At 33.1% G+C, this 24,234-nt stretch carries 26 protein-coding genes; all 26 read right to left on the bottom strand.

All coding sequences use genetic code 11. The features are described from left to right. Positions 1–7: 7 nt before the first annotated feature. The gene (locus B176_RS0118000; RefSeq protein ID WP_017260235.1) at positions 8–466 is read right to left on the bottom strand and encodes a DUF3368 domain-containing protein; all 459 of its coding nucleotides are present in this window, start codon (positions 464–466) and stop codon (positions 8–10) included. Further along, entirely contained in the window at positions 444–686 is a 243-nt protein-coding gene (locus B176_RS0117995; RefSeq protein WP_017260234.1) for a UPF0175 family protein, read from the bottom strand. Before B176_RS0117995 ends, B176_RS0118000 begins: the two co-directional genes overlap by 23 nt. Before the next feature lie 142 nt (positions 687–828). Further along, a complete protein-coding gene (locus B176_RS0117990; RefSeq protein ID WP_017260233.1) occupies positions 829–1,665 on the bottom strand; it encodes a glycosyltransferase family 2 protein in 837 nt (278 codons plus the stop codon). Next, entirely contained in the window at positions 1,662–2,684 is a 1,023-nt protein-coding gene (locus B176_RS21650; protein WP_017260232.1) for an acyltransferase family protein, read from the bottom strand. Before B176_RS21650 ends, B176_RS0117990 begins: the two co-directional genes overlap by 4 nt. Next, positions 2,678–3,301: a class I SAM-dependent methyltransferase gene (locus B176_RS0117980; protein ID WP_017260231.1), complete on the bottom strand. Its 624-nt coding sequence runs from the start codon at positions 3,299–3,301 to the stop codon at positions 2,678–2,680. Before B176_RS0117980 ends, B176_RS21650 begins: the two co-directional genes overlap by 7 nt. Further along, entirely contained in the window at positions 3,288–4,583 is a 1,296-nt protein-coding gene (locus B176_RS0117975; RefSeq protein ID WP_017260230.1) for an XrtY-associated glycosyltransferase XYAG1, read from the bottom strand. Before B176_RS0117975 ends, B176_RS0117980 begins: the two co-directional genes overlap by 14 nt. 23 nt (positions 4,584–4,606) lie before the next feature. Then, the gene (locus B176_RS0117970; RefSeq protein WP_017260229.1) at positions 4,607–5,785 is read right to left on the bottom strand and encodes a glycosyltransferase family 4 protein; all 1,179 of its coding nucleotides are present in this window, start codon (positions 5,783–5,785) and stop codon (positions 4,607–4,609) included. Continuing rightward, positions 5,782–7,071 carry a glycosyltransferase family 4 protein gene (locus B176_RS0117965; protein ID WP_017260228.1) on the bottom strand — a complete coding sequence of 430 codons (1,290 nt, stop codon included), beginning with the start codon at positions 7,069–7,071 and terminating at the stop codon, positions 5,782–5,784. The genes B176_RS0117970 and B176_RS0117965 overlap by 4 nt, the downstream gene beginning before the upstream one ends. Then, the gene (locus tag B176_RS0117960; RefSeq protein ID WP_154648041.1) at positions 7,072–8,358 is read right to left on the bottom strand and encodes a hypothetical protein; all 1,287 of its coding nucleotides are present in this window, start codon (positions 8,356–8,358) and stop codon (positions 7,072–7,074) included. Between the two features lie 6 nt (positions 8,359–8,364). Next, positions 8,365–9,381: a glycosyltransferase family 4 protein gene (locus B176_RS0117955; RefSeq protein WP_017260226.1), complete on the bottom strand. Its 1,017-nt coding sequence runs from the start codon at positions 9,379–9,381 to the stop codon at positions 8,365–8,367. 4 nt (positions 9,382–9,385) lie between these two features. Continuing rightward, entirely contained in the window at positions 9,386–10,486 is a 1,101-nt protein-coding gene (locus B176_RS0117950) for a glycosyltransferase family 4 protein (protein ID WP_017260225.1), read from the bottom strand. Between the two features lie 9 nt (positions 10,487–10,495). After that, complete coding sequence (locus B176_RS0117945; protein WP_017260224.1) at positions 10,496–11,410, bottom strand: glycosyltransferase family 2 protein; 915 nt, start codon at positions 11,408–11,410, stop codon at positions 10,496–10,498. Between the two features lie 96 nt (positions 11,411–11,506). After that, a complete protein-coding gene (locus tag B176_RS0117940; RefSeq protein ID WP_017260223.1) occupies positions 11,507–11,764 on the bottom strand; it encodes a hypothetical protein in 258 nt (85 codons plus the stop codon). Further along, positions 11,761–12,669 (bottom strand): hypothetical protein, encoded by a 909-nt coding sequence (locus B176_RS0117935; protein ID WP_017260222.1) that lies wholly within the window; start codon positions 12,667–12,669, stop codon positions 11,761–11,763. Before B176_RS0117935 ends, B176_RS0117940 begins: the two co-directional genes overlap by 4 nt. Before the next feature lie 11 nt (positions 12,670–12,680). Beyond that, positions 12,681–13,115 (bottom strand): acyltransferase, encoded by a 435-nt coding sequence (locus B176_RS0117930; protein WP_017260221.1) that lies wholly within the window; start codon positions 13,113–13,115, stop codon positions 12,681–12,683. 113 nt (positions 13,116–13,228) lie between these two features. Further along, entirely contained in the window at positions 13,229–14,083 is an 855-nt protein-coding gene (locus tag B176_RS20500; RefSeq protein ID WP_083852762.1) for a glycosyltransferase family 2 protein, read from the bottom strand. A gap of 168 nt (positions 14,084–14,251) precedes the next feature. After that, complete coding sequence (locus B176_RS20495; protein WP_017260219.1) at positions 14,252–15,139, bottom strand: glycosyltransferase family 2 protein; 888 nt, start codon at positions 15,137–15,139, stop codon at positions 14,252–14,254. Positions 15,140–15,254: 115 nt separating this feature from the next. Next, positions 15,255–16,403, bottom strand: a complete 1,149-nt coding sequence (locus B176_RS0117915; protein WP_017260218.1) for a glycosyltransferase — start codon at positions 16,401–16,403, stop codon at positions 15,255–15,257. Beyond that, the gene (locus B176_RS0117910) at positions 16,382–17,281 is read right to left on the bottom strand and encodes an NAD-dependent epimerase/dehydratase family protein (protein ID WP_017260217.1); all 900 of its coding nucleotides are present in this window, start codon (positions 17,279–17,281) and stop codon (positions 16,382–16,384) included. The genes B176_RS0117915 and B176_RS0117910 overlap by 22 nt, the downstream gene beginning before the upstream one ends. Then, on the bottom strand, positions 17,278–17,898 hold the full coding sequence (locus tag B176_RS21545; protein ID WP_017260216.1) for an acyltransferase: 621 nt from the start codon (positions 17,896–17,898) through the stop codon (positions 17,278–17,280). Before B176_RS21545 ends, B176_RS0117910 begins: the two co-directional genes overlap by 4 nt. Next, positions 17,882–18,478 carry an acyltransferase gene (locus tag B176_RS0117900; RefSeq protein WP_017260215.1) on the bottom strand — a complete coding sequence of 199 codons (597 nt, stop codon included), beginning with the start codon at positions 18,476–18,478 and terminating at the stop codon, positions 17,882–17,884. Before B176_RS0117900 ends, B176_RS21545 begins: the two co-directional genes overlap by 17 nt. A 53-nt stretch (positions 18,479–18,531) precedes the next feature. Beyond that, positions 18,532–19,398: a glycosyltransferase family 2 protein gene (locus B176_RS19980; protein ID WP_154648040.1), complete on the bottom strand. Its 867-nt coding sequence runs from the start codon at positions 19,396–19,398 to the stop codon at positions 18,532–18,534. 112 nt (positions 19,399–19,510) lie between these two features. Further along, positions 19,511–20,521 (bottom strand): glycosyltransferase family 61 protein, encoded by a 1,011-nt coding sequence (locus B176_RS0117890; RefSeq protein WP_017260213.1) that lies wholly within the window; start codon positions 20,519–20,521, stop codon positions 19,511–19,513. A gap of 51 nt (positions 20,522–20,572) precedes the next feature. Next, a complete protein-coding gene (locus tag B176_RS0117885) occupies positions 20,573–21,676 on the bottom strand; it encodes a glycosyltransferase (RefSeq protein WP_017260212.1) in 1,104 nt (367 codons plus the stop codon). A 283-nt stretch (positions 21,677–21,959) separates the two neighbouring features. Continuing rightward, the gene (locus B176_RS0117880; RefSeq protein ID WP_154648039.1) at positions 21,960–23,096 is read right to left on the bottom strand and encodes a glycosyltransferase family protein; all 1,137 of its coding nucleotides are present in this window, start codon (positions 23,094–23,096) and stop codon (positions 21,960–21,962) included. 1 nt (position 23,097) lies between these two features. Next, positions 23,098–24,234, bottom strand: coding sequence for a dTDP-4-amino-4,6-dideoxygalactose transaminase (gene rffA, locus B176_RS0117875; protein WP_017260210.1), 1,137 nt, complete (start codon positions 24,232–24,234; stop codon positions 23,098–23,100).

The raw sequence follows: 24,234 nt of genomic DNA, 5'->3' as shown, positions 1-24,234 counted from the left end.
TGGTTATTTAAAGTTCACCAGATTTTTCTAGTATTTGTTGTTCTAGCTCTGGCGTGATATGGAAATTCGTTAGTTTAATTTTATCGATGATTGTTTTGACGGAAGTTAATTTACCCAAGGTTTTCGCCATGATGATGAAGCCAAATGTACCGGTAAACACTAAGTTCAAACTTGTAGCTAGCTTTCTCGCTTTCAAATCATCCAAGATAATCAGGGCATGTTTGTGTTCAAAGGCTAGCGCAATGGCACTTGCTTCCCCCAGGTCAACGGAAGCATTTAAAATAATTTGAAAATCTATATTAATTGGGTTTGTGACAGTAATCCATGCTGGCAACTCTACTCCGAACTCTTTTGCAACAATGGCGGTAATGTAGACAGTTTTGAAAACATCTTTTAATAGGGTTAGATGTCCAATTTTGTGCAGAATGATTAAACAGCTGGTATCAGCTATAATAATTTTTTGCATTTTCAAAATCTTGATCTAATTCTTCTGCTGGATAATTGAAAACTGAAACTTTGTAATTGGATAAGAGCTCCATAAAAGTTGCTTTGGAATAACCCGCCAAATTAGCCGCTTGCCCTAAAGATAATTTTCCAATATCATATAACTGAGCGGCTAAGGCAGTAGTGACTTCTTTAGTGCTTAAGTCTAAATTATCGGGTAAGGCTATGCTAAGCGTTTTCATGGTTCAAAAATACTAAATCTTTTGTTATTATTAATGAAAAGTGATAACCGCTCTGATTGTTATCTACCAACGGTCGGAACATCCAAAGTTGGCATATAAAGTGAATTTACAGTTCGCTTAACGTTATTTATTTTAAAGAACGTTAATTTACGTTCTCTTGCTTCCTCATCTCATAGATCTTGGCATCCACCAAAAATCGGTACCAAAAGGCCTGTAAAAAATGAAAGATCAAACCTTTTTTTCCATCTATAAAGCCAAGTTGAATAAAGTAGCGGTAGATGAAATATACAAAGGGCCTAATAAAAAGAGGAGACTTATTCCAGATTTTTTTTAAAAAGAGACGCTTTTCATCTTGGTTTCCAAAAAAATTTCCGTTAGCTATCTCAAGTTTGTTGAATTCCTCCTTCGCCTGTAAGGAAGCGTATTTATTGTGCTTATTTATCCAAAAAGACAAATCCTCCTTTAAATTATTTTCAATAATATCATACTGTAGTTTTCTTGTACTACCCCGTACATAAAAATGGTGGTCCATCATCTCGTTTTCATCAAGATAGACACAATCTTTTCTAAAAAGCTTTAATAAATACCGAGGGTAATATCCTCCATGTTTAATCCATTTATTTAAAAAGTAGTTTCTTCTATTTAGATAAAAGCCATTTTCATTGGGTTGCCTTATTAAAGTTTCTTTAATTTCTTTAGCAAGTTCTGCAGTTAACTCTTGATCAGCATCTAAACCCAACACCCATTCCGTATTTAGTTCTGAAAGTGATAAAGCAAACTGCCATTGCTTAACGTGGGTCTCAAACTTATTTTGGACAAAATGTACCCCAAAAGATTTTGCTATATCCTCAGTGGAGTCATTTGAAAATGAGTCAACGATGTAAACATTCGCATTTAAAGTTTTTAAGCTGTGCAAGCATTTTGAAATATTCTTCTCTTCGTTATAAGTGAGGATTACTATTGATAATAGGTTTTTCATGCAAGCTTAAAATATTTCTCCTTGATGTACTGTGTGGGCCTTTCTACTAAAAAATATAAAATCCCAGCAGGTACGTAGACTAGAATTAGGCCTAAAAATAGGGTCAACAAAATGTTATTAGAGTTGAGTTTCGACATCAACAAAATTGTCAGATGGATACTTAAAGGATGCACTAAGTAAATTGAATACGAAATCTTTGAATTTAGCTTAATAAAGCTATTATTGGATATTGTGTAACTCTCCTGAAACAATAAACATAATAATATCAGTAGAATATTAGCATTAAGTATAGTCATCCCAAAACTGAAAACTAATAACCCATCAAACTTTACCAATACATAACCAAGGATTAATAAAGTTAACATTGGTATTAGAACAAAATACCTTCGGACTATTAATCTAAATCCTTTTTTGTGAACATAGTACGACGCAATCACTCCAAAAATGATACTATCAAATTGAAGATAAGAAGCAACAGTACTTATCCCAAAAGTTGGAGAATTTGGATTGCTTAAAAACAGCCTGAGTAGTAAAGGCAGTATTGCTAAAAGATACCAAAGTTTTAGCTGATGTTGACGGTTTCTAATAAAAAACACACCTAAAGTGAAAATAATATAGAAGTGTTCCTCTACACATAATGACCATGAAACTAAATAGAAGGGAATCTCTTCTAAAAAATTTTGAGTCATAAATATATAGTTGATATTAAAAGGTTCTTTTCTTGTTAAATATACACCAAGCCAACTCACAAAAAACATTACGAGATAAGGAGGATAGGTTCTTATAAATCGCCTAAACCAAAATGTTGTGTTACTAACGATGTCTCTTTTGTAATAAATTGAGCCAACTAAATAGCCACTTAATACAAAAAATACGTTGACTCCATATTTCCCCAAATTAAACAGAGCGCCATCGGCAATGACGTGACCAAAAAACATTTGTGTAAGATGGAATGCTAAAACCATCAGTATTGCTAAAGCTCTTAACAAATCTAGATTTAGTAGTTTCTTAGTTAACATACTTTTGCTTTGATGATCATTGATTTCCACAAGCCAGCAACTCTTCCACTTCCCTTAAATCCCGTTACGTTGAACCCCTCTTCCTCGAGGATTTTTTTTAAGGACTTATAAGACCAAAATTTAATATGCCCTCCTAACCAAGATGGTTCCACATGATGATCGAATTTGTTAGTTATGGCAATTAATAGATTTTTAAAATACCCATGATAGGGTGTGCTCAAAATAATCTCTCCTTTTTCTTTTTGAAGAATTCTATAACAAAATTTTATAAAATTCCGAGGATCGTACAGATGTTCGATGACTTCTGTTGAAACGATAGTATTAAATCGCACATCAGCTAGTTCTTTGGGTAACTCGTTAGAATTTATATCCTGAATGTAAAATCGGTTTGGAAAACTTCTTTTAGCTATCATAATACCCTCTTCAGAGGCATCAGTGCCATAAGCATCAAAATTATCTTTAAGTAGTTGCTGTGTTAGATAACCATTCCCGCAACCTATATCTAATATACACGTGTTCTTATCTGAATTTAGAAGTGTTTTTAAATCTGGATATAAGTGAGTATGACAGGTTGTACCACCTTCATAATTATAACCGTAATCTTTATAATCGCTCATATGCTTTAAAATAGAGGGTTGCGTCTTTTATTATGTTTAAGTTATCCATCTTAAGTTCTTGATTAATGATTTTGTCTCGAATTTCTTTAAGCACTTCCGCAATCTTAGAAGGGTCATTTTTACATACTGAGCCAAATCTATTTTGTAAAATCCAATCTTTTAATCCAACCATCTCAGATACTAAAACAGGGGTCTTAACTGCTATTGACTCTATCAATACATTTGCAAAATTCTCATTATAAGATGTTAGTACCAACAAATCATGTTCAGCTAAAATTTGAAATTTCTCATTTCCATATATTGGCCCTAGCCAATCAATCCGATTATTCAATCTTAATTTTTTTACCGTTGCTTTTAAACTTTTCAAATACTCTGGTTCTCCTTCCCCTACGATGGTTAATTGGAAAGAAATATCTGCCAAACATAACGCATGCAACAATAATTCGATACCCTTTTTGTGATGAATTCTAGACAAGAAGATTATTTTGAGCGTCCCGTCAAAAGCTCTTTTTTTTATAGGGAGTTCTTCCGGCAGTTTTACCAAATTATGAATAATGAAAATTTTGGCGCTTTTCTTTCCACTTTCCATTTTCCGCTTTTCACTTTGAACTTCCTCACCCTCCATCAAATCCACCACCTCAATACCCTCCTCATTAGCAAAAACTTGTTTTAGAATCTCTCTCGCTTCCATCGAGGTGGTTGCATGAAAATTGCAGTTTTTCAAGATCCGCTTCCCGATAATCTGGTGAAAAAGTAATTTGCCTTTGCTTAAAGTATAGTCTCCTAACATTCCTCTTGGCGACAAAATGGGTTTTACGCCTCTGCATAAGCAAACGATAGCTGCTCCTATACTTACCAAATTCCACCAAGCATGGATGTGTACCACATCAAATTTCGTAACATTTTTCCAAAGATGTGCTAACAAGGTAGGAGATAAATGGCTATGATCTTTGGTGATGCGCTTAAAGTAAGTTACGGCTACGCCTTCTACTATTTCCGTATGAGCGTTTGCGTATGGCAGTTCTTCCTTTCCGTTGGCTAAAGTGGTGTAAACGTGAACCGAAGGGATGATTTGTCCGTACTCCGCAGACGGCGGTAAATTGTCGATTATAGTTGCATTTTCGTCCGAGTCTAATTCACTTTCAACCTCTCCTGAGTCGTTCTTCTTTGTTCTTTGTTCTTTCGTCTCATTCAAAGCTTCGCACAAGGCAGCTACCGAATAAATCGGCCCACCGTAAATAAATGCGGGTTTGTAAGATGCGGTGACGTGTAGGATTTTCAAGATAAGAGCAAATTTTGGTTCGATTAGTTAAAAACACTTTTAATTTCTTCTAACATTTTTGAGTAACTCCAGTTCTTCAAAATAGTTTCGTTTGTTTTAGCTTTTAGCTTACAATCAAGTTGTAGTGAAGCTTTAATAGTTTGAGCTAATTTTTCAGCATCCTCCAAAGGATAGGTAAAACCATTCTTCCCCTCAATAATCAAATCCGTACTAGATCCTACCTTATCAGAAGTAATTACCGTACATCCGCAGGCTAAGGCTTCATGGACTGAAACGCCCCAAGGCTCATTTTTAGCGGCGTGGATAAAAACATCAGCAATGCCATAATAATAACCGAGTTCTTGGTAAGGGATATATCCAGTAAATATAATTTTAAGCTGTGGCAGCGTATTGGCCCTAGCTTCCAAAGCTTTTCGGTCTTCGCCGTCGCCCACCAAAACCAAAACTAAATTTGGGTCATTTAAAACCCCGAAAGCTTTTAAAATATCCCAAGGAGATTCACGAGGAACAAATTTAGCCACACTTAACAATACCTTTTGATGACCAATACTCAACTGCTCTTTTAAAGCCGTCACTTTTTCTATATCATTTGCCTTACCGCTAAACCAAACCTCATCTGTCGAATAAGAGAAATAACTAATCCGATCGTTTTTAATCCCTAACCAATTCAAAAAGTTTTTAGTTTCTGAGCCCACTGCAAAAAAATGGTCAAACTGACGATAAGCAAAAGGCAAGTAGATGCGTTTTAAAATCTTCTTAAGCGGACTTAAATTATAAAGTACAGAATCTATACGTAAAGCGATCCGAATGTTTTTTCGTTTACAAAGCCCGGTTAACCCAGCATAAGAATTCTTATAACCATTTAAAATTACATAATCGTAATTTTCCGTTTCTAATATTGCAGAAACAGAATTGACGATGTCGTTTTTATCCGCAATAAAATAAGTATAACCTTCATATAAATTAAAACCCCAACCCACCTTTTTACCCAATTCAAAATCATGATAATCTTGTTGATCGGTATTGTTATAAATCACATGAAAATTAAACTCTTTGTCAGGCTGAGCGGAGTCGAAGTTCCCCTCGTCAGACTGAGCGGAGTCGAAGTCCTTTGCTTTTTGTTCTTTAATCTGTCCCGCTACATACTTATAAAAAGGCACTTCAAACTGCGTCGGAAATTCTACTAGGAAAGCTATCTTCATTTGATATCCGCTAAAATTTCTTTAAAAACCATACCTAAATTACCATAGTAATTTTCCCAGACCATATTTTTCGAACTTGATAAAACTCGTTGTACTAAAGACTTCCTTTCGTCAAGATCTAAAGTCATCCATTGGTTGAATATATTATTCAAACTTGCGCTGTCTAGGTCCTTCATAATAAAACCATCCACTCCGTTTTTAATCATTTCACCAGCACCCACAAATGGTGAAACGACATTTGGGATTCCTTGCATCATCGTTTCTGGAACCACCATCGCAAAAGAATCGAAACGACTACATTGCACATTCAAGTCAAATTGCTCCTTTGCTAAATAATCAAATAATCCACCCTGACTCATGGCCGGCTGATAAATTAATTTGACCTGATGATTTACGATGTTTTTAGGCATATGCTCCGCCACCCAGCTTTCTCTAATCCGCCCAATTAAATGCACTTCTAAAAATACAGGATATTCATAGGCATAAATACTTTCCAAAAAAATATCCAAACCTTTCCTAAACTCTAAATTAGCAATAAAAGAAAGCTTGATGGACATACTCTTTCTTTCCACTCCGCAAATCTCTTGCTTCTTGCTTCTTGAATCTTGATTCTCCCCAAAGCTTTCCACGCCATAGGTGTCTTGATTCTTGCTACTTGTCTCTTGCGTCTGCCACTGCTCCGCTCCCAAATACAACACAAAATCCTTCTTCGCCGATGTCAAACCCTCAAAACTCTTCCTGCAAAACTCAGAGCAGTAAAAAGCATAATCAATAAAAGCTCTTTCTTTTACTTTAAGTTTGATACCGTACATAGTTTCGTTAATTCCTAATGTCTTCGCCTTTTCGTGGCTGATGGAAGCGAAATCCATCACTACGGGAATGTCCCATTTTTTGCAGTACTTTACTAATGGCCATCCGGTAGTTTCAAAACAAACCACTAAGGTGTTTTTACGCTGAAAATAAATACGAGGCAAGCATAATATTCCAAAAATCTGCTGCCAAAAGTAAATGGGATTGTTATGACTTTGGTTCTGGGGGTTGACTACAATTTTATTGTACAAATAACGACTAACAGTGAATAAAAGCGTATATAGGTAATGGTTTACAATGCTAACATCAGCATCTATAGGTTTTACTCTTTTTTTTAACAAGCCTATAAGCTTCTGTTTGGGTTTAAAAAGGATACTAGTTAACAACGTCACTTTTTCAAATAGCCCCGACATTACCGCTCCATTAGCTAAGCGAGACGAATGTTGGATGCCGGGATGGATAATGAGTAATTTCATTTATAAATCCTTAGTACTTTCTAACCGACTTACGCGATCGATTAAAGCTATCCCTAGCATGAAAAAAAAAGCGTTATAAGTATTGTAGATAATACTAAAAACGAATAATGAGAGCGCAATAATGGTCAATTTAAAAAAGAAACTACCCTTTAAAAACCGCATCAAATAAAAAAACATGATAAATCGTAAAATCAACAGAATATATCCCCCTTCTAAAACTACTCGTTTAAATTCCGTTTCAAAACCTTGCCCTTTTAAATTTGGATTATAACCAAATAGTGCGTTTGCACCTTGGTATGTTGATCCTAAACCGACACCAATTATGTCGTGTTCGAAATTTAAGTATAAAAGTTCATCCACAGCTCCAGTTACGCGTCCTTTGGTGTTATCACCAGCTCCTTCGGTTCGTTCTTCAAAATTATCTGAACTTTTTGCAAACTTTTCGTAAATATTTAGTGGGTCTTGCAAAATAAAATTGAAGAAGCCTCCCACTAATATTACTAATAAGGCACCTCCAATTAACTTGCTGTTGGCTTTAATGTTTACGGAGGTCACAACGTACATCCCTATAATAATTAAATAAGAATAAACCGTACCTCTGGAGCCAGAAATTAGACAACCGTAATAACCAATTAAAATAAAAGGTATGAGTATAAAGGGTTGATAGCGAATTTTAATCAGGACGCATACCAGTAAAGTGTAAAAAAGCATGAATGAACCATATCCACTAATGTAACTAAACGTTCCTGAAACCCTTACTGAATCACCTACCAATGCATCTGCAAAACCATCACCTTCAGTGACAGCATACCTATTTAACCATGCATCTGTAGGTAATGTTGATTGTATGGATCCTAATATTACTTGAGCGAAACATAATATGATGAGTAAAGGAATAAGCTTTTCTAATTTAAAAGCTTCGGGGTCTTTTACATAGATAAACATCGGCAACCAAAACCCAAGATGAACAATTATCCCTAAAATACCGTGGCCTAAGGTTGCCCCCAATGGATTTGCGGCCAATAGAAGTAGTATGAATATATAAGTCAGAAGAATAACAAAGATATTTCGCTGTTTATAGTCAAAATGGAAGGCATTCTTAAAAAAAAGAAAGCATAACGGAATTATTAATTGAATCCCTAGAAGAGCATTTGATAAAAGCTTAGAGTCGACTCCCCATTTTCTAATTGCACCTGATAGGGTGGTAAACAAGAAAAGGTAAAGAATAACTCGAAGTCTTTTCTCGTCTTTTAAACCCCTCCAAGTATCTCTAATTATTTTGAACATAATTATTTATTGTATGTGGTTTTTGAATAGAGAAATATATTCTTGAGCGATATAACTTTGAGTATGTTCACTTAAATGCTTTTCAATTTTTTCTTTAGCGAATACAGGTGAATTTAAACTTTCTAAAATAGCTATTGATAAAGATTTTTCGTTACCATTTTCAAAAACTTTAGATAAGTTTCCCACAGCTTCTACTAAGCCTCCATGTTTTGACACCACTAATCTGCAACCACAAGCCATGCCTTCTAGCGCAACCAATCCAAAAGGTTCTTTCCATTTAGATGGAACTACCATTGTTTTATACTCATTGATTTTTTCAGATAATTCTATTCCTATGATTTTTCCTAAGAATTTAACTTGAGAACTGATACCCAATACGCAACTAAGTGTTCTCAAATTCTCATACTCTGGCCCATCACCTATGATGTCCAAATTAATAGTTTTTCCATTTTCAGATTTTATAATTGCTAATGCTTTAATAAGCGTATCTAATCCTTTATCAGATACTAACCTTCCAACAAAAACTAGATCCTTTAACCTATTATCAAATTCGATAACAGTAGAAAAAATATCGGAATTATAAGAATTGTGGATTACAAAACCGGTTTTTTGTGGGAGCGTACTTCTAACAAAATTGGAACAAGATATATTCGTGAAACGTCTACTAAGTTGGCGCTTGAGTTGTTCTAAAACTGATATTTTACCATTTATATTGTAGTAGGTAATTTGATGACTGACGAAAACTGGTTTTTTTTTAAAAAATGTTGGCCATACACCCTTTAAACTCATATTTAGAAAAAAGATCAAGTCAGATTTTAAATACATGTCCCAATATGTTTTTTTCGATGGATTTCTTAAAATTGTGAAGCACTCATTGTCATCATCAAACTCCTCTTTGTTTGCGTAGGTAATCAAATTAACAGTTAGGCCTGCTTTACTCCACTCTTTGGCTAGCATATAAGCCATGTTTTCTAAACCACCAACCATGGGTAAAAAGGCAGGTGTAAAAATTAGAATTTTCATGATATTAGCCTTTTGCGTTATCTATTAATGTAAATAATTTATTCGCATACACCTTCCAAGAAAAATCTTTTCGGTACATCTTTTGGCCCGATTCTCCAATAAGTTTAAGACCATCTCTATCATCTTTTAGAAATGAAAATAAAATATCGGCTGATTTTTCATAATCAACATAGTTAAGACTAATGTAATTTTCGTTCTCTTTGAAAACAGATGGGTCGGTAAAATCTCCAATAGTGGAAAAAATCGGTATACCCATACATAGTGCAGTAGCACTAGCACCGCTTTTTGTGTTCAATCCACCACCACCATCTGTTCTAACAGGTTCTAAAAGAATAAAAGCATCTAACCTTTCCATTCTCAAAACAATATTTCTATCTGTAAGCTTGCCGCTCCGCTCAATCTTGGTGTACTTTAACTTTTTAGAGAAATTTTTAATCTCTTTAATATATTTCGGTTGATAATTACCAATGAAATCAAATTCGAATATCAAACCATTTTTTTCAAGTTTTTCTATTATTTTCAATAAAAAAACAGGATCTCTATTTCCAAAAGTCCCTATCCTTAATTTTTGTTTTGGTTTATATGATTTTTTTAGTTCAATAATATAGTTCTCAAAATTAGAAGGAGTAAAAAGAACTTCACTTTTACTGCCAAGCTCCTTAAGTTGTTTTTGATAAAGATGAGTAGTAGTAACTGTAAAATTAGAATGTTCTGCTGCAACCCTTAAAGCTCTCTTTTGTAGGAATCTATAGATTTTTAGTTTTAATTCATTGTCTTTACGAATAAAAGTTTCATGAACGATTAAGCAGATCTTAGCACTAGAATAAAGAGTGATTTTTTTAAATAACCTACTCAACCAATTAGGCGCTCCAAACCTATTGTAGCTATACCCATTATACTGGAAAATTACCCAATCAGACCGGTGTCTTTTAATCTTATTTACAAGAATCCCTATTTCTTTTTCTTGTAAAGAAATAATTCCATCATCATAAATTACCTGAACCGAATGCCCCGCCTCAATTAAATATTGATTCAAATACCCACTGTGATGACCGATGCCATCTGGAGTAGGGTGATAGTAACGTGTAATGATGGTAAATTTCAAATCAAATTTTTAACGTATAAAGCAATTCAAAAGATGATAAATTCCTCGTAGAGTAAATCTTTTTAGAACAGGGTAATTACCACTAAAGTATATCTTTCTTAACTCATTTCTATAATTATTACTAATATAATAGCCACATAATACATTTAAATCTGATTTTATGATGGTTCTCAGTATTTCTGAATTGGAATTTGCAATTTTTAAATCTTTCATGACTTCATACTTGAAGAAAATAGCATTATTTTGAGCCGATTGAGATATAGAATGTGGGCTTAATCGATATGCAGATATATCTTTATTTATAAAAAACAATTCAGTTTTTTCTTTCAATACAAATCTAATGATAAAATCAAAATCACAAGCGTCACCAACGGTTTCATAATTTCTGTACCCAATTTTTTTTGCATATTCAGTCGGAAAAAGAAAGCTGTTTGAAGGAACTTGTTGCAAAAGCGCCATTTTTACTGGATCACTTTGTAAACCTTTGAACTCCTCACTACGAAAATAATCTCTGTTTAGATTATTAGGTTCAATTAATTCACCTGAATCATTGACTAAAATTTGTTTACCGAAATAAATGCAATTTAAGTCGTTTCTTGACTCTGCAGCTTTAATTAGAATTTGGAGCGAATTAGGTAATAAATAGTCGTCATCATGCAAAATCAGGCTATAAGTGCCTGAGGCTTCATTTATCAGGGACGCTACATTTTTATTTTGTTTTAGTGAAATCGGTCTGTGTAGATATTTTATAGTATAATTACTCGGAAGACTCACTTGTTTAAAAAAATCATTTTCTAATGACGCTTCGCTGTCATCTCCAATAATGATCTCAATATTTCTATCATGGTAATCTAAACATGATTTAAGAGCAATTAGTAGTTGCGTCTTTCTATTATAAGTTGGAATCAGAATAGAGAGAATCATAATGAGTTATTCCTTACTAAGATCATACCTGTTAAGGCATCTATTTTACTTTCTTGAATAATGTTAAACTTCTTCCGCATATCCTCCTTTAAAAGATCATTTTGTATCTTCACAATTTATTTTTCTTAAATCAAAAAAAACATACTTTTTTATTACAGAATTAAAACTATCGATTAAAATAGAACCATTTCTATCTAAAAAGTTTTTCGTTAAGCCTGTCACAATTTCGGAATCTCTCACTGTAAAACTAAGAAAGGCTGTTCCATCTTCCTTTGCTATTCCAGTAAAAAATGTTAGACCTAGCTTATTAGCCGTTATATTTTGTTTAATCAATGTAGCTAATCTTTTTATCATAAAAATCTATTTAATGCTGATGCTATGGTTATATCTACCATTTTTAATTTTTGTTTAAATAAAGGGAAAACTTTAATTGGATAGGAACAATTCTCTAAATATAATTTTTCTGCAAAACTAGCTGAAATATTGTTCAATAAAAAATCAGCCGTAAATTTACGTTTCCAAGGTTTAACTCCGTTAATCGCATGGCCCATTATATAGCAGGGTTGAATAAATCCCATCGCTTCAAGACCGATTATACTTAATTCTGTTTCTGGAAAAAACATAAGTGCTGCGTTAAGTAAATCCTGATCACCTTTTAAACCTTCTTCAGCGTTTCTTTCAAATGACTGAATCTGTCCGCCATTATTTAGGTAAGCCTCTAAAGCTTTATCCCAGAGCTCTACCAATCCCTTATTTTTTTTATGAAACCCTATAAAACCACTGTTTATATATGCTTGCAAATAGGATATGGCTTGTCTTTCCGGGAATAGAGTAAGCCAATCTGCTCGCCAAGGATGGTTACGGTGAAGAAAAGGATAACAGTTATCTGAAGCTAATGCAACACCAGCTTTTATCCACTTTCGAAAAAAGGACCAATTCGCTTTGATAGTAATATCTGGATCAAAGTATGATAGTGTCTCAATAGCTTGAAAGTGGTCTAAACAATATAGTAGAAATTTTGCCTTATAATAACCTAGATGATAGTCTATATGGTCAAGGCAAACAAAAGTCAACGTTATGTTATCATCCAAATAATAATTATTTTCATCAGCTTTCTTAAGTTGTTTAAGCCAAAACGGAAGATGTAATTTATACCCTATAATGATGAGTCCTTTAAATCCACTTTTTGAAAGCGAGTTACATAATCCTGCCACCCCGTAATCGTAGTGCTTTTCATATAAGGTGCAAATGCAATCCATTTTAAAAAAAATTAATGAAATAATCTTTTGTAATTAGTCGTATAATTTAAAGCCGAACTTCTGGTTTTTATTTTTTTTGCGGGCACACCAGCGTATATACCATACGCTTCTGTGCTTTTATTAATCAAACCGCCAGCAGCTATCACGCTCCCTCTACCTAAAATTACTCCTCCTAAAATAGTGGCCCCATATCCTATAAAAACAAAGCAATCTACTGTCACTTCTCTTCCTCTTCCTTCAAAGGTAGAACTCTCCATTATATGGTCGGCGGTAATAAATGCACATCTTGCCGAAACAGACACATTTTTCCCAAAAAATAAACCACCTCTATTATCCAAATGACAATTTTGATTGATGGTGGAATTTTTACCTAAAGAAAAATATTTTGTACAACCGAATTTACAACCTAAATGTATAGATGCCCCTTGTGCGATTTGAAACTTCATGATATTCCGATAATACCACAATCTCAAAGTGTGGCTTGGAATATACCCAACTATATAGTTACAGATATAAATACGAGCCTCCCCCAGGATATTTTTAAAAGAATATCGAGCCATCAAAATCTCAATTTAATCATTTGAAACAAAAGTTTTGAGTTGAAAGGTGCAGTTCTTTTTAAAATCTGCTTGATATAAACCCAGGTATCTATATTTATTTTTTTTGTATAATTAAAATGGGGGTGTTTTTTAAGAGTAGTATGATAAAGTGGTAAAACATCAAAATAAAAGCTACTAGTTTGCTTTAATGGCGTATTCGATGAGTTATTATCATGTATTCTATAATAACCTAAGGATATAGGAACAAAATATAACTTCGCTTTATTTAGAGCGCTTCTAATTAAGAACTCTGCGTCTCCTACTTCCGTTTGCATAAAATATTTATCATTTAACTTTATGCTATCTATAAATTCTTTTCTTAGAATAGAAAACACCAAATGAAAAGGGTTATTGAAAATAATAGTACTTAATAGGTTATGGACTACGCCCTCATTTAAATTATTGTGTATGGGTATTTGTTTATGAGAAGAATCTTTAAATAGAAACTCGTATGCAGCAGAAACTATATCTGCATTGGATTCGATTCCTTTCTCTATTAAAATCGAAATGATGTCAGGCTTAATCAGATCGTCAGCATCTAATTTCAAAATATAATCACCTTTTGCCTTTTCAAACAAAGAGTTCCAGTTTTTGCACATCCCCAAATTCATAGAATTAGAAAATACATTTACTCTGCTGTCAATATTCCCAATTTTTTGTGCAATCTCTACACTATTATCTGTTGAACAATCATCTTGAACAATAATTTCAATATTCTTATAGGTTTGATTTACAGCGCACTGCAAAGTTTCTTCTAAAAACTCAGAAGAATTGTACATAGGTATTAAAATAGAAACTAAGGGTTGCTTTTTCATTGGACTAATCCGTTAGTTGAAATTATGCACTTTAGTGCAAGACTTTCAGCTTCTAAAAATATTTATTTCGTTATAATCATTTTTGTGTTTTGCATATTTTAACTTTTTTACTAGAAAGAAGTCTATCCTTTTTTAACAAACTTATGAACTTTCAGTGCAAGTTGTTAGTTATAATACTTCATTTTTTAAGATGGTATAAAACACCCTACTTTTCAAAATCTTTATGTTGTTAATACCCATTATAAAATAGCTGTAAATTTTCTCCAACTTACCTCCTGTACTCGCTCTCCACTCACCAATTAGCTGGTGAGCTATGATGTGCTGATTAAGTGTTTTTTTTATGTTTTTCCAATGCGGTTGATAGGTTTTATCGCCTAAAAGGTCTTCATAAAAACTGATAAGTTCATGCTGAGCTGAATTTTGTATTAAAACTGTTTTTGAATCTTGATGAACCCTGAAGTTTACCAGAACAAGATCAATCTCAATAATACTAACTCCATTTTTCAGAAAAAACTTGATCATTAGTATTCTGTCAAAATAATATCTGGAATTAATATTTATTGGTAGAACTTTCTGTAGTTGTGACAAATCAAACCACAAACCTGGTTGGTGATACTTTGATTCTAAGGAAATAAATTCTGACAAAGACTTAATCTTATTAGGATGCACTCCACCATCTTCAATACTATCCTGGAAAAAATTACGAACCTTTCCTCCTAAACAAAAGCCTCTTCTCCAGTTTTTGGCTATTAGAAATAATGAATCTGGCTCCAAGTAATCATCACTATTTATCCAATTAAAAATATCTCCAGTACAATGTTTTAAACCTTTATTAATGGCATCCGCTTGTCCCTTGTCTGGCTCACTTACCCAATATTTAAGATGCTGTTGGTGTTTCTTGATAATTTCTACAGACCCGTCTGTACTGCCTCCATCGATAATAATGTACTCTAAATTTGGGTAACCTTGATTAATTATAGAAAGGATAGTTTCTTCTAGATAATCTGCCTGATTAAAAGAAGGCGTAATAATGGAGATTTTAGGGGGAGTACTCATTTTACTTATTTGATAAGTATTTTAAATTGAACAAATCCTGCTCTTGGATTATGAGGAGCATTTTTTTAAAAACAAAATATTTATATCCTGGTTTATAAACTATTATGAGGCCGTTTTATTCTTGTAAGATAGCCATGAATTTTTTTGCAAAAGAAATTGAATTTTCTCGATAATTTGAGGAAATATTTTTTGATTCATTTCCTTTATCAATTGTCAAATTAAGATGGGTCGCAAGATCTATTTCATTACTCGGGTCGAAATACTGAACCTCGTATTTTTCTAGTTGCTCTCTATGAATTTTTAAATCAGATATTATAAGCGACTTATTTAGGAATTTAGCGTCCTCAACAATGGTACTCCAACCTTCAAACAAAGAAGGTTGGATAACTGCTGTGGCATTTAAAAGTAAGTTGAGTTGTATCTCTCTATCTACGAAACCTAGTAGAATAGCATTCGTTGATAAGTTATGGGTTTCTATAAAGTCTGTTAATGTTTTGTAATAGACCTGACTTTCGAAACTTCCACTAACGTTTCCAGTAAAAATCACATTTACTTCCTGTCCATTATCTTTCAAGTGTTTGATGGCCTTTAAAATAATTAAATGATTTTTATGAGCCCAAAACTGATTGCAACAAATAAAATAATTGTCAGGTATTTTTCGTTGGTTTACCTCAATTATCTTTGTATTATCTCGTAAATGTGGGAGAGAAACAGCAAAAGGAACAACATGAGGTGAAACAGTATAATCAGGGAAAATTTGTTTTAAATGGTTAAAAGCATCCCTGCTACTTATTACTAAATCTAAGTTGCTGTACACTATTTTTTTCTGCAACTTTAGCCTATTTTCTAATTCTGCTGCAGAAAACATTTTAGGCAGAAAATGATCTTGAAAATCAGGTATCCAATATATTTTTTTTTTAGCTAAATCAAATTGTACGGAATTTGAATATGGAAATACCCCGTCAAGATTTGCGATTTTTAACGAAAAGAGAGATTTTTCAAATAGCCTTCTGGTTACTACATTAAATAATCTGAACAATAGATTTTTTTCTCCAGAATGAATTTGGAACTTCAAGTATGGGTAAGAGGTGCTTTTTTCTAACAGTAAGAAATCACTCTTTTTAACCACTATAGCTACAATTTCTGGTTTTTCAGTATCTTCTAATGTATTAAGTGATTTTACTAAGTTTTCAATGTAATAAGTGCCTCCAATCCAGTTTTCATCATAAACATATGTTAAACCTAATCTAATTCTTTTAGCCATTCACTATAGTCTTTTAAACCATCTTCTATTTTTACTTTTTGAGCGTATCCCAACTTTTTTATTTTGCTGATGTCTGCACACCAGTAAAGTGGATCTCCTTCTCTATTATGGTTGTTGAATTTGAATTCGCCTTGCCAGCCTAAATGTTTTAATAAATGCTCAATAGCGGTTTTAATTTCTATTTCTTTACCGTTTGCAATATTATAACAATCAACATCAAAAGAAGAATTTTGTAAAATTAAATCAATTGCCTGCACAACATCTGAAATATGGATAAAGTCTCTAGTTTCTTTTCCTGTACCAAAAAACTCCATACAGTTTGAGTCTTTACTTTTCTTATAAACATCCCAAAATAATTGCTTTTTTAATGAATTTCCATAAGCGGAAAAAATTCTGACAGTGCAAGCCTCTATTTTATAAAACTCCTTAAACTCCTTGCAAATGTTCTCTGCCATTACTTTATGGTAACCATAAGGAGACATTGGATCTAAGCTTGCATTTTCTGATATTGGAAGTGTGGTGGGATTGCCGTAAACGGCTGCGCTCGATAAATTTAAGAACTTACAGCTCGGTGAAAATATTCGAATGTTATTTAATAGATTAAAAACATTAAACGTATTCAAATAAAAATCACGAGACGGATTTTTCAAAGATTCGGGAACACTCGCTGCACCCGAACAATTAATACATGCATCAAAATAGTTATTCCTAAAAACACTTTCAAAATCAGAATTACTATTATCCATCAAAATGTATTTAGAATCCTCAAAATCAGCATTTACATCACAGCCCCAAACATCTTTATCAATCTGTTGTCGGTAAAAATCTAATAAATGTTGGCCAATAAATCCTTTGGAGCCAATTATCAATAATTTCATTCTATTCTCTTTATAAGTCTTGCAGGGTTGCCACCTACAACGGTAAACGGCTCTACGTCTTTAACAACAAAACTACCAGCTCCAATTACCGCCCCCTCGCCAATAGTTACCCCTTTTAGTATAGTTACATTAAAGCCGACCCAGGCTTTACATTTAATTAAAATTGGGCGTGAAACAACATTCGACCAGTCCTTTCTTTTAATGGAATCTCCATTAAATTCTAAGTAGTCTTTATAACATTGCAAATTGTCATTTTTCCTTTCTTCCCAGTAGATGCTGTGAGAATTATGGTCGTAAATGGTAATACCCCAGGCCATAGTTACATCATCTTCAATTTCTATTTTTGTTCTGCAAATAAAATGTGCGCCGCCAATATGAATATTATTACCAATTTTGATTTCGCCTTTTGAAGTTTCAAAAGTAAAAGTTGCGCTGATCAAACAGTTTGATCCAATGGTGACATATTTCCTGTTTTCAATCTTACTTCTGAAATCAAGATCAAAAGACTTTATAATAGCATTAGGATTAACATCTAAATTTGCTTTATAGCGTTTAAGGTCGTTTTCTTTATCTTCAAAGAAAATCTTTTTGATGATTCTTTTAAAGGTACTCTTCATTTTCTTTTAGACTTTTTATCGGTTTTGCAGGATTACCAGCTACCAAAGTAAACTCTGGAATATTGCTCGTTACAACACTCCCTGCTGCCACAATTGAACCTTTTCCAATATGTACACCTTTCATAATAATCGAATTAAATCCAATCCATACATCATCGTCTATCTTAACCGCCTTGGTAATTACATTTGTGTTTGTTTTGGAAAATCCAGAGCTAATTATTTGTCTATAATCTTCTCGTCGCTCAATATTGTTTAATGGATGCGAGTTGGTATCATGAATGTTTACATCGTGAGAGATTAACACATTATTTCCAATTAAAACACTGCTTTGAGACCATATTTTGCTACGTTCTCCAATAAAGCAGTCATTTCCTATTTTTATGACACCACCCGACGGAAAAACAACTAACTCTCCTCTAATATGGGTATGAGTTCCTATTTGAATTTTAGATAAAATGTCGCTGTAGTTAAAAACTTTCGCTTCAGGATAGAACCTTGAATCGTCCCCTATAGTTACCTGTGTTAAGCAACGTTTGACTTTTTCCTCATCGACAAAGTTCTCAATGTTAATTGAGGCCATTAGTCTCCTAAGTACACTTTTTAGCAGTATTTTAAATTGTTTAATCAACACCTTTATTTTAGTTTTGAAAATACCAAAAATTTCTTTAAGATACTTTTTAGTGTTACAAAAGTAGGATTACTCTTGTTTTGCGGAAAGTCACGTTTTAGTTTTTTAGGCACTGAAAAATAATTGAGCATATCCATGTAATATTTCAAATGAATATTCTCCTTTAATTGAACAGATATTCCTTTTTCAAAAAAAGATTGATCAAGTTCTTCTATCCCACAATTTTCACCAGTTCCGTCAAACCCGATGTTTTTCACTAAAGACTCCGTTGTGAACACACCTAAACCATTTCTAATAAAAACAGAATAATACCATTTAATAGCCCAAGACTTTTTATTTTCTAACATATTAGAAAATTGGTAACTACCGAAATCAAATCTTTTTTTTAGTTGATTATTGCTCTGGATTAGTTCTCCATATTCTAAAGAGGCATCTAGCTTATCCCACTTTGATTTCCAAGTTGCCCATCCCCACGAACTTGTAGCTAATGGGCACAAAAAGGCCTCAGGGTTACTATTTCCAAAATCTATTGGAAATTGATAAGCATTTATTGAATAAACATTTTGGCTATCTTGATAAATATTTAACCCATCATTGCAATAATCAAGAAAATATGGGGAAGTCACTAAATCATCTTCTAACACAATAATTTTCCCATATCTATTTAAAATTTCAGTAACTCCCGTAATCACGTTTTCAGCAAGTCCAAAATTAATTTCTCTTTCAACAATATGCACTTCTTTACACCATTTTTCGTTTTTGAGAACTTGCCTGGTTTCTTGAAAAGCAATTTTTTGCACCTCTGTTGCATCATCTTTTAATCCGTCAGAATAAATGAACAGAATAGAGTCTTTAGCTAGTTTATTTGCCATCAAAGCTTGTAAAGTTTGCTTAGTATGCCAAGGGCGGTTATATACAAATAATATGATGGGCGCTAAATCGGGCATAATGTAAATGCTTAGTTGGAAACTAAAAATGGGTTGGTTAATCCTTTCTTAAATTAAGAATATAATTTTTTAAAGCTTCTATATCTATTATTAAATTTGCGAAATGGGGAATATCGTCATTCCCTTTATTAAGTAAGTAATGATAATTTATATCTAAGGCCGCAGCTAAACTAAAGTAACAATTGCTATGGGTATCAACATCATTTCGTAGCTCTATTACGTGTGTGTTCTCACTCATAAAAAGCATATTTGTCAAACTAGCCCCATGTATAGAAATTAAATAATCTGTGTGCGCAATGATGTCCATTTGTTTTAAAAAACTGTACTCCTCAAAATAGTGAACCTCAACGTTTAGCGCTAGTAACATATTTACCAATCCAGCCTCGTTTGTGGCTTTTCGCCTAGTTGATTTATCTCTACTAATATAAACCCATTTTTTTGTTGAACTTTTTTGAACTTTGATTTTCTTTAGAAATATGTCTCTCAATTCTTTAATTAAGGGCTCGTTGTAATTTCCAGTAGTATATGCACAATGGTTGCCTACTAAAAGCTCCTCACACTTTATATTTACTTTTTTATCTGTTTTTACAAAATATTTGTAGCCCATTAAGTCTAAAGAATCTGTTACAAAATTTTGTCCAACAGTTTCCGGCGTTAAAATTATTACCCCATTTTTATCACTGTCTGTTTTATCGATGTTTAAAAGTCTGGGTAAACAATCTAAAAACCAGTGGAAATACCCTGGACTTAGATCATCTGTAATCCAAATAGCTTTTTCAACCTTTAATTGGGGGAAAATAAATCTTTTTAAAATAACCTTACTTTTGTACTGCCAGTCAAGTTTAAAAGTATGGGTGTAATTACCTAAAATACAATAATTATGGAATATTGTTTCCTCTACAATAGTTGCATTTTTAAGTATTGAAACGTTATTTTGTGGAATGAGCTTTTTGAACTCTCTCTTGAAAATCTTCGAATCACTTTCCTTGTAATTAATGGGTAGCGCCCTAATTGAAATATATTCGTTACTTAATACGTCTATTTTCATCGTTTCTTATTTTAGATCATAGTACTTACTTTTCAGTAGTTTAGCTTTCTATTAGCAGCTTTTTAGGGATGATTCAATTTCCGTAGTAATAATTTGTAAATGCTGGTCTATTGAGAATCTTTCTTTAATTTTCAGTTTAGAGTTCTTACCAAGTTCTTGAGCAAAATGTCTGTTTTCAAAAATTCTAATAATGTTTACGGCCATTAAGTCGACGTCATGCTCTTCACATAGTAGACCATTTTCCTCATGTTCAATGATATCAGGTATGCCGGCGTGATAGGTTGAAATTACCGGAATTCCTGCGGCGCAGGCCTCTAAAACAGCAACAGGAGTGCCTTCCATGTCTCCTGTTGCTGCGGTAACAGAATGTTGTAAGAAAGCAATACAATTTCCTAATAACTTTGCCCATTCTTGTGGATTAATTATCCCAATTAACGATACGTTTCTTTGAAGATTTAGGTGAAGTATTAGGTTTTTACAAACATTCCATAAAGGCCCGTCACCTGCCATTATCAATTTGGCATCAGGGTGTTTTTTTACCACTTGATTAAAGGCTAAAATGGTGTAATAAGGAGCTTTTTTATCCGCGAATCGACCTATCGCGACAAAATTGTTGTTTTCGAAATTGGGCTTAACACCCAGAAATAAATTGTTAGGACCATAAACATTATAGCATATCTTTTTCCTATCGCAGCCAATGCTAACTAGCTTCTCAGTCATTGCATTTGATACCGAAAAAACACAACTCGCGTACTTAAACAATGCCAAATATTTAACTCTATACAAGTCTAAAGTAGAGGTAACGGACGCATCATAACCGTGGAAAAAGACAAGAAGTGGTAGCTTCAAGCTCTTAACAATTGCTAAGCATTCAGCTCCAGTTGTTCCGTATTCTGCTAATACAACATCAATGTTTTCTTTTCTTAAGCTACGTTCTAAAGCAAAAAGACGAGTTTCTTTTTTTTTAATTTTGGCTACTACAGAAATATACAACCTATACAATTTATTTTTGAGTAGATAACCCTTGCCTTCAAGATGAGTAGGGATTACATTGCCATAGTAATAAGAAATGTTAAAGGGTAAAGTTTTATGGATTTTGATAAACGTTTCTGAATACGCGTCCTGATTGATTGATAAAATAGCTAAGTTTTTCATATTGATTTATAAGCAATCCCATACACCCCGTAATCATTTGCCAATATGTAAAATGGGTAGGGATTCTATTTTTAACAAAAAAATCCATCTAATTTTTAATATATTATTTATTGGCGATTGTCAATTTCAAAATCCAAGACAATTTCATGCTAAGTAGATAATAGATTCCATCCGAGATTAACGAGGTTTTTTTCTGTAATTTAAAAAATTAGTGCCAATGTGATTGAGATCAAGATTGCTCTCCCGAAAGAGAGGCTTATGAAATTGGTCCTCATAATAAAATTTAGATAATAAAATTTTTTGTGTTTTCTAAGTTTCGCTCTAATGATCGGTTTTCTATGATGTCATTAAATTGTTTTTCTGCTAATTTTTCTGCAATTAGTTTTTTCGTCAAAATCACAAAGGATGCTTTGGCGAACTTACCAATATCCTTAAAATGAGGATATACATGATCGATTTCGTTTATACTTAAGTTTTTTCCACTGAAAAAGTCCCAAAATAATTGAGGGGTTCCTGTTAGCGCAGTGTCAAACCCAGCATAACCCGCGGGCCGGTTTAGATATCCTTGAAACCAAACTAAATCTAAATTTTCTATATTCAAAGTTTTTTTTATGTCTATTTGATGTCCCCTAAAATGAACATTTTTTAGACCTAAATGATTTATATAACGAGTGTATTCTGCATCTTCGGGGCTTCCGGCTCCAAAGATATGTAGTTCTAAATTTGGGTCTTCTGATTGAAGAAGATGAAAGGCATAGAAAAAAGGGTCTAAAGGTTTTGATTTAGCAAGACGAGTGAAAATTCCGATTTTTTTATTGCTCTTATCGTTGAATTTCCATTTTTTCCAATTATCATTTATTTCATCAATAGACAAGGGTAAATGATTGTGCTCGAAGTTTTCAAAACCTTCAAATTCGTAATCGATCTCTTCTTTTATTCCAAAACCAGAAATGAAATTATACTGATTTTTTTTGTTTAAATTTCTATAATGCTCACTTTGAAAGCGAGAGCACATTATAATAATGTTTACTATTGGTATGCTCCTATTATCAATTAGTAACTGGAAAGGGCTTAGTATGTATTCACCCATAAACACAACTTTTTTAAAGCCATTAATGAAAGTTCTTTTTTTGTCGGGTTCTTTGAGATTTAATATTTGTTTGAATCTTGTTAAGACCTTGTAAAAAGTACTATTTTTCGACCTTGGAAAAATTTGATCATGAAAAATAATTTTTGTTCCTAGTTTGATGTGCTTATCATAGAAAAAATCGGGAAAATATGGATGTTGTGCTAAATTATTCACAGATAATATTTCAATTTCAATACCTGTTCTTTTGCAAAACAAGTCTATTTCATACATCTGGCGTTGTGCACCGCCCGGATAAAAATCACTAACAACGAATAGAATAGGGTTATACAATTTAGAAAGTTTTAGTATTAGTAATTATTTTGTTTATTTTTTCTGTGGTTAATTCATAAAACATTGGAAGGCGAAGTAATTTGTTTGAATAACTATCTGATTTTTCTAATATTCGACCATCATGAAGATTAGTGAAAAAAGGGGAATTGTGAAGTGATAAATAGTGGAAAACAGCGTTAATTTGTTTGTCTTTTAGTTTTTTTATAAGCAAATTTCTGTTTTCGATAGTTTCGAAGACAATGTAAAACATATGAGCATTGTTAGTTGCATAGCCGGGAACTACTGGGAGTTTTACTTTAGATTTCCCACGGTAGTTTAATAGTCCTGAGTAATATTGTTCCCAAATTTCTTTTCTTTTCTTTTGTATATCGTCCAAGTTTTCTAACTGCGCCCAAAGAAATGCAGCTATAATTTCGGATGGTAAAAAAGAAGAACCAATATCTACCCAATTATATTTGTCAACTTCGCCACGCCAAAAAGCCGACCGATTAGTTCCTTTTTCCCATATAATTTCTGCTCTGGCAACAAACCTATCATCATTGACTACCAACATACCACCTTCGCCAGAGATAATGTTTTTAGTTTCGTGAAAAGAAAAAGCAGCAAGATGTCCTATTGAGCCTAAAGGCTTTTTTACACCGTCCATTCCCGTGTAAAAACTATCGATAGCTTGTGCGGCATCTTCTACAACAAACAAGTTGTACTTTTTTGAGATTGCCATTATTTTGTCCATATCGCAAGCAATACCCGCATAATGTACAACTACTATAGCTTTTGTTTTGGGAGTTATTAGTACTTCTATTAATTCAGCATCAATATTGGGATTAATATCCATCGAATCTGCAAAAACAATTTTAGCTCCTCTCAATAAAAAAGGATTTGCAGTAGAAACAAAAGTGTAGGAAGGAATAATTACTTCGTCTCCATCTTTAATATTTAGCAGAATGGCACACATTTCCAATGCGTCAGTACAAGAGGTAGTCAGTAAGCATTTTCTAAAACCATACCGTTTTTCAAAAAAGTCCTGACATAACTGCGTGTACTTTCCGTTCCCAGAAATTTTACCAGAAGCTACTGCGTCAGTTATGTACTTATTTTCGTTACCTGTTAAGTAAGGTTTGTTAAATCCTATGTCCAT

It is taken from the genome of Pedobacter arcticus A12 (assembly GCF_000302595.1).
Taxonomy (GTDB): Bacteria; Bacteroidota; Bacteroidia; order Sphingobacteriales; family Sphingobacteriaceae; genus Pseudopedobacter; species Pseudopedobacter arcticus.
Note: the sequence above shows the minus strand (reverse complement) of the source record. Positions and strands in the feature narration are given on the sequence as shown.

Coding starts and splice junctions, on each gene's coding strand:
- B176_RS0118000 (WP_017260235.1), bottom strand. CDS start 466: ATGCAAAAAATTATTATAGCTGATACCAGCTGTTTAATCATTCTGCAC.
- B176_RS0117995 (WP_017260234.1), bottom strand. CDS start 686: ATGAAAACGCTTAGCATAGCCTTACCCGATAATTTAGACTTAAGCACT.
- B176_RS0117990 (WP_017260233.1), bottom strand. CDS start 1,665: ATGAAAAACCTATTATCAATAGTAATCCTCACTTATAACGAAGAGAAG.
- B176_RS21650 (WP_017260232.1), bottom strand. CDS start 2,684: ATGTTAACTAAGAAACTACTAAATCTAGATTTGTTAAGAGCTTTAGCA.
- B176_RS0117980 (WP_017260231.1), bottom strand. CDS start 3,301: ATGAGCGATTATAAAGATTACGGTTATAATTATGAAGGTGGTACAACC.
- B176_RS0117970 (WP_017260229.1), bottom strand. CDS start 5,785: ATGAAGATAGCTTTCCTAGTAGAATTTCCGACGCAGTTTGAAGTGCCT.
- B176_RS0117965 (WP_017260228.1), bottom strand. CDS start 7,071: ATGAAATTACTCATTATCCATCCCGGCATCCAACATTCGTCTCGCTTA.
- B176_RS0117960 (WP_154648041.1), bottom strand. CDS start 8,358: ATGTTCAAAATAATTAGAGATACTTGGAGGGGTTTAAAAGACGAGAAA.
- B176_RS0117955 (WP_017260226.1), bottom strand. CDS start 9,381: ATGAAAATTCTAATTTTTACACCTGCCTTTTTACCCATGGTTGGTGGT.
- B176_RS0117945 (WP_017260224.1), bottom strand. CDS start 11,410: ATGATTCTCTCTATTCTGATTCCAACTTATAATAGAAAGACGCAACTA.
- B176_RS0117940 (WP_017260223.1), bottom strand. CDS start 11,764: ATGATAAAAAGATTAGCTACATTGATTAAACAAAATATAACGGCTAAT.
- B176_RS0117935 (WP_017260222.1), bottom strand. CDS start 12,669: ATGGATTGCATTTGCACCTTATATGAAAAGCACTACGATTACGGGGTG.
- B176_RS0117930 (WP_017260221.1), bottom strand. CDS start 13,115: ATGAAGTTTCAAATCGCACAAGGGGCATCTATACATTTAGGTTGTAAA.
- B176_RS20500 (WP_083852762.1), bottom strand. CDS start 14,083: ATGAAAAAGCAACCCTTAGTTTCTATTTTAATACCTATGTACAATTCT.
- B176_RS20495 (WP_017260219.1), bottom strand. CDS start 15,139: ATGAGTACTCCCCCTAAAATCTCCATTATTACGCCTTCTTTTAATCAG.
- B176_RS0117915 (WP_017260218.1), bottom strand. CDS start 16,403: ATGGCTAAAAGAATTAGATTAGGTTTAACATATGTTTATGATGAAAAC.
- B176_RS0117910 (WP_017260217.1), bottom strand. CDS start 17,281: ATGAAATTATTGATAATTGGCTCCAAAGGATTTATTGGCCAACATTTA.
- B176_RS21545 (WP_017260216.1), bottom strand. CDS start 17,898: ATGAAGAGTACCTTTAAAAGAATCATCAAAAAGATTTTCTTTGAAGAT.
- B176_RS0117900 (WP_017260215.1), bottom strand. CDS start 18,478: ATGGCCTCAATTAACATTGAGAACTTTGTCGATGAGGAAAAAGTCAAA.
- B176_RS19980 (WP_154648040.1), bottom strand. CDS start 19,398: ATGGCAAATAAACTAGCTAAAGACTCTATTCTGTTCATTTATTCTGAC.
- B176_RS0117890 (WP_017260213.1), bottom strand. CDS start 20,521: ATGAAAATAGACGTATTAAGTAACGAATATATTTCAATTAGGGCGCTA.
- B176_RS0117885 (WP_017260212.1), bottom strand. CDS start 21,676: ATGAAAAACTTAGCTATTTTATCAATCAATCAGGACGCGTATTCAGAA.
- rffA (WP_017260210.1), bottom strand. CDS start 24,234: ATGGACATAGGATTTAACAAACCTTACTTAACAGGTAACGAAAATAAG.